The sequence below is a fragment of the Lysobacter sp. TAB13 genome, from assembly GCF_052113885.1.
GTDB classification, from domain to species: Bacteria; Pseudomonadota; Gammaproteobacteria; order Xanthomonadales; family Xanthomonadaceae; genus Lysobacter; species Lysobacter gummosus.
Genome location: NZ_JBFRDR010000018.1, coordinates 105,574 through 111,573, shown reverse-complemented (window position 1 = coordinate 111,573; position 6,000 = coordinate 105,574). Strand labels below are relative to the sequence as shown.

Annotated in this window: 2 protein-coding genes and 1 pseudogene; all 3 read right to left on the bottom strand. The window is 64.5% G+C overall.

The window, feature by feature from the left end; genetic code table 11:
- A pseudogene (locus AB4Y92_RS19350) lies at positions 1-195 on the bottom strand (hypothetical protein); the annotation flags it as partial.
- A gap of 390 nt (positions 196-585) precedes the next feature.
- A complete protein-coding gene (locus tag AB4Y92_RS19345) occupies positions 586-2,394 on the bottom strand; it encodes a S8 family serine peptidase (protein WP_441821134.1) in 1,809 nt (602 codons plus the stop codon).
- 1,033 nt (positions 2,395-3,427) lie between these two features.
- The gene (locus tag AB4Y92_RS19340) at positions 3,428-5,206 is read right to left on the bottom strand and encodes a S8 family serine peptidase (RefSeq protein WP_441821133.1); all 1,779 of its coding nucleotides are present in this window, start codon (positions 5,204-5,206) and stop codon (positions 3,428-3,430) included.
- Between the last annotated feature and the right edge of the window lie 794 nt (positions 5,207-6,000).

Here is a 6,000-nt window from a genome sequence, read left to right as displayed (position 1 = left end):
ATGAGTCTCTGGCGATGGGGTCAGGCGCAATCGCATCACCTCTTGCAAGCGCTCGACTGACAGTTCATCAAACGACTTCAGACCGTCGATCAACTTCAAGAACCGCCGCCCCACTTCCTCCGGCGTCAATTCCGGGAATTCTTCCAACGTGTGAGGACGTGGACTACCCGCCGTATCGGGGCTGTTCGCTTTCATGGCAGCAATTTCCTTGCCCGGCATCGAGACGGGTGGAGTAGTCGAATGCGCACATGCGGACAATGCCGCCAGCGCCAATGCCGAAAACATGAGTGGGTGACAAGCCATGACTTGCATAGTACCCACCGACAGCCAAGCCGCAACTCAACGTTTGGACTCCTGTTTGTACACGCCTTGTCTAGCGCGGCGAACTTGTGCGCGCGCAACACAATGACGATGCCGATATCCCTGATCAGGCTCCGCGTCAGCCCGTAGCTGGATGTGCTTTTACTCATCCACTACGACACAAAAAAGAAACCCCGACCGAAGCCGGGGTTTCTCTGCATTCCCTTGCCGCCGCACTGGCGGCGTGCGCGCGGCCGGATCGCTCCGGCCGCGCGTGTCCGATCATCAGAACGTGATGCTCCAGGTATCGATCTTGCCGATGTCCTGCGCGGCGCGATCGGCGGCGCGCAGCTTCCAGGTGCCGTTGAGCGCTTCGCTCGACAGATTGATCTGGAAGGTGCCGCTGACGTTGTCGGCGCTGCTGCCGGTGCGATTGTGGATGTTGTAGACCGAACCGTCCGGCGCGATCAGATCGACGATCAGGTCGCCCTTGTACGGATGCACGATGTTGACCGAAACCGAGGCGTTGCTCGGCGCGTTGCCGGTGCGGCCCGACACGGTGATGCTGCTCGACACGCCGGTGGCGTTATTGTCCGGAATGTTGACGTCGGTGCCGTTGGTGTAGGTCTGCGTGCCGGTCGGCGGCGTGGTGCCGGCGGCCGCGGCGACCGCGGCGGCGGCGTCGATCAGGCCCGGGCCGCAACCGCCGCTGCATTTGCTCGCCGGGATCGGACGCGCGGTGCTGGCCAGCAGCGCCTGGATCTGCGCGGAGGTCTTCGGCGTCGGCGCGGCGGCCTGCATCAGCGCGACCACGCCGGCCACGTGCGGCGAGGCCATCGAGGTGCCCTGCATGTAGCCGTAGCCGTTGTTGGCGACGGTGGACAGGATGCCGTTGGGATCGCCCTCGAACGACTGCGCGCCGCCCGGCGCGGTGATGTCGATGCTCGCGCCCCAGCTGGAGTAGTACGAACGCGCGCCGCTCTTGTTGCTGGCGGCGACCGAGATCACGCCGTTACAGCTGGCCGGCGTCGCGCCGGCGACGTCGATGTTGCTGTTGCCGGCGGCCGCGACCACGACCGAGCCGTTGGCGATCGCGGTGTCGATCGCGGCCTGGTAGGCCGGCGTGTCGCTGCACGGCGCGTCGCCGCCCAGCGACATGTTGATGACCTCGGCCGGATTGGCGTTGGCCGGCACGCCGGCGACGGTACCGCCGGACGCCCAGACGATGGCGTCGGCGATGTCGGAGTCGCTGCCGAAGCCCTGGTTGCCGAGCACGCGCACCGGCACGACCTTGGCGTTGTACGCAACGCCGGCCACGCCGCTGCCGTTGTTGGTCACCGCCGCGATGGTGCCGGCGACGTGGGTGCCGTGGACGACGTTGGAGGCATCGTTCGGGTTCGAATCGCGGCCGTCGCCGTCGTCGGACTTGCCGCAGCCCGGGCTGGCGCCGGCCTGCTGGCATTCGGCGTTGCTGAAGCCGGTGGTCGAGCTGACCATGTCGTAACCGGGCAGGATGTTGGCGTTGAGATCGGTGTGCGACAGGATGCCGCTGTCGATCACCGCAACCACCACACCGGTGCCGGTGCTGGTGTTCCACGCGGTCGGCGCGCGGATGCCCACGGCGCTGTCGGCGTAATGCCACTGGTCGCCGAAGCGGGTGTCGTTGGGCACCGACAGGGCATGGCGGATGCCATCGACCTGGACGAACTCGACGTTGGAATCGGAGGCGATCTGGCGCATCACCGCTTCGGCTTCGTCGCGGTTGAGGGCGACGTCGCTGGCCACGACCTGCGCGCCCGGCAGCATCATCCGGCGCACCGAGCGCAGGCCCAGCTTCTTGCCCTTGGACGCGGCAGGCAGCGCGGTGCGCGAAGCGACGCTGCTCAGCGACGACGACACTTGCACATCGCTGCTGGCCGGCGCGCTGCCGTTCTTGTACTTGACGATGAAGCGGCTGTAGGTGCCATCGGCCTTCAGACCGGCCAGATGCGCCTGGCCGGCGATGGCCGGCGCGGCGACGACGGAACCCAGCGCAAGCGCCGTGGCCGCGGTGAGCAGGTGCAAGCGATGATTGCGGTTCGAGCGGGAAGTCATGTGGTGGAAACCCCAAGTAAGCGCCGGCATGCGGCGAAGTGGAACGTTCTTCCGGCGAATCCCGGTATTGCCTGCAGCCCGGAGAACGCTGCGATGGACGCGGACGACGCCGCGAAGCCGGGTTCCAAGCTAACGGTTCGGAAAAATCCGCGGCAAGGCGTCTGGGGGAAATTAATGCGCTTGCAAGCCGCTTGCCGTCACACATCTACACACTGATTTTGTGCGGGAGGTGGCAACGAAAAAACGCGAAATCACCCTACCCCTTGTGCGAATTATTCGTTGGATGATCGCGGTCGTGAGTAGCTGATGGTGGATGTTGGTGGTGACTTCCACCGATCGAGTGGTGGCTAATGCTATCGATGGCACATGTCGTGCGCATCGGCAGTCGTGTGCGGTGAATCGTTGCAGCGAAAACGGATACCCGAACTTCGGCTGTAACCGAAGCCCGGGTCCGCCCTCCAACACCACGCAGGAGTCTGTTCGGTCTGTCGTTTCCGTAGCGCTACGCGGATCGACGCGCTGCAGTAAGTCGAGGTCAACGCAGTCCCGGACTTCCGACCCCCGCCGGAAGCCCGGGTGCGCCTCCCCACCATGAGTTGTATCGGGACGAAGAGCTAAGAGCCTGCGCCACTGCTCCGGTTGCTCCGGTTGCTCCGCCTCTGCTTTTTTGCTCGTCATTCCCGCGAACGCGGGAATCCAGGGCCTTTCGCGCGAGAACGTTTGAAGTCACTGGATTCCCGCGTTCGCGGGAATGACGAATCAGAGTTTTTCTCAGGCTTTGAACATGCCGTAAGCCGCCGTCCTTGCGAACAAAGTTACCCAACACCTCGCCGCCACACCATCAGACGTGTCTGAAAGCACACTCAATACGCCATAAACGCGAGTGTCCGTTCTCGACATCGCATAACGATTTGGCAGCCTCGCCTTCGCCACATCCACGCATCGCCACATCGCACCGCCAAAAAAACAAAACCCCGGCCGAAGCCGGGGTCTTGTGGAATCCAAAGCGGCCGCGAACGGCCGCCGGCCGGATTCAGAACGTGATGCTCCAGGTGTCGATACGGCCCACGTCCTGCGCCGCGGCATCGACCGCGCGCAGCTTCCACGCGCCGTTGAGCGCTTCGCTCGACAGATTGACGGTGAAGGTGCCGGTGACGTTGTCGCCGCTGCTGCCGGTGCGGTTGTGGATGTTGTAGACCGAGCCGTCCGGCGCGATCAGATCAACCTTCAGGTCGCCCTTGTACGGATGGATGATGTTGACCGAAACCGAAGCGTTGCTAGGCGCATTGCCGGTGCGGCCCGACACGGTGATGGTGCTCGACACGCCCGTGGTGTTGTTGTCCGGGATGTTGTAGTCGGTACCGTTGGTGTAGGTCTGCGTGCCCGGGTTCGGCGTGCCGCTGAGCGAATCCAGCGCCGCCTTGGCGTTGACGATGCCCACGCCGATCGGCTGGTCGGGCGTGGCCGGGAACGCGCGCGCGGTGTTCTTCAGGATGGTCTCGATCTCGGCCGGGGTCTTCGGCGTCGTCGCCTTGGCCTGGAGCAGCGCGACCACGCCGGCCACGTGCGGCGTCGCCATCGAGGTGCCGCCGTAGGAGGCGTAGCTCTCCGCGCCCGGCGTGGTGGTGCCGGCGTTGAGCGTGGACAGGATGTTCGAACCCGGGGCGGCCACATCGACCACGGCGCCGTAGTTCGACTTCTGCGAGCTGCTCCACACCGAACGCGCACCGGTGCTGTCGACCGCGCCGACGGTGATCACGCCGGTGCAGTTGGCCGGACGCGCGCCGGAGGCGTTGATGTTGCCGTTGCCGGCGGCGACGACCACGGTCACGCCGCGCGACACCGCGCCGTCGATCGCGGTCTGGTAGGTCGAACCGCAGGCGCCGCTGCCGCCCAGGCTCATGTTGATGACTTCGGCCGGATTCGGATTGGCCGGGATGCCCGACACGGTGCCGCCCGAAGCCCAGGTGATGGCGTCGGCGATGTCGGCCAGGGTGCCGCCGCAACGGCCGAGCACGCGCACCGGAAGCACCTTGGCGTTGTAGGCCACGCCCGACACGCCCTTGGCGTTGTTGGTCACCGCGGCGATGGTGCCGGCGACGTGAGTGCCGTGCCAGCTGGAGTTGCTGTCGTAGCTCACGCCGCAATCGGAGCCGACGAACCAGTCGCCCTGGTCGGCGGGGTTGGAATCGCGGCCGTTGCTGTCGCGCGCGGCGGTGGAGTCGCTGATGAAGTCGTAGCCGCCGATGATGTTGGCGTTGAGATCGCTGTGCGAGGTGATGCCGGTGTCGATCACCGCCACGACCACGCCGGTGCCGGTGCTGACGTCCCAGGCCTGGGTGGCGTTGATGCCCGAGGCGGTGGTGTAGCCCCATTGCTCGCCGAAGCGGGTGTCGTCCGGGGTGAAGAACGCGGTCATGCGCGCGTTGGGCTCGACGAACTCGACGTTCGGGTCGGCGGCGATCTGGCGCATCAGCGATTCGGCTTCGGCGCGATCGAGCTTGCGCGCGGCGCGCACGACGTCGGCGCCGATCGAGGTGCGGCGCACGTGCTTGAGACCCAGCGCGCGGCCGTTGCCGGAGAACCCGGTGGAGGCGGCGCTGAGCGAGCTTTGCAGGGTGGCTTCGTTGCTGCGAGCGGCGCTGCCGTCGCGGTACTTGACGATGAATTCATCCTGCTGGCCGGCGTTGGCCAGCGCGGCGAGGTTGATGCGATCCGCTGCGTAGGCCGATACGGCTACGCAGGACAGGGCGGTCACGGTGGCAGCGGCAAGCGCATGCTTGCGCAGTGCGCGCATGGAGCGGTCGGACATGGATGAAACCCCCAAAAACTAAAGTGCCGCGTTACGGCGTTTACGCGTGGTGGTCTGGGTGGCCACGTCCCTGTCTGCACACCACAGCGTCCACGCTGTTTGTGTACGGACTCGATGCTGTCCCGGCCCGCGTTAACACGCTACGGCCCCAGTTGCAGTGCCAACAAGCACTCAACGCTGTTCATACAGGGGGTTATATGTGAGAGGTGTCGCATATTTAGATTTCTTTGGACGATGCGGTCCGGGCCGGCATCGGGCATGCGCTGTTTGTTGCGGCGCACTAAAAGTGCGTCGCATCGGATGACTGAGTGTGTGGGTGGATGCGGTTTTGTTTTCCTACGTTTTTAGTAGGAAATTGGCTTTTCTGGCGAAGTTGCAAAGCAACAACACGGTGCCGGACGGCATGCTCATGGCCGGCTTTCGAGTCAGGGCCTGTTCTGTCCCATGCCGTGTTTCGGATGTTTTTTGCTCGTCATTCCCGCGAAAGCGGGAATCCAGTGACTTCAAACGTTCTCGCACGAAAGGCACTGGATTCCCGCGTTCGCGGGAATGACGGACTGGAGGGATGACGCTGAAGTCTCTGGATTCCGGCCTTCGCGGGAATGACGGACTGGAAAGATACGGACTGGAAAGATGGCGCTGAAGTCTCTGAATTCCCGCCTTCGCGGGAATGACGGACTGGAAGGATGGCGCTGAAGTCTCTGGATTCCCGCGTTCGCGGGAATGACGGAGTGGGAAGGTGACGCTGAAGTCCCTGGATTCCCGCCTTCGCGGGAATGACGGACTGGAAAGAT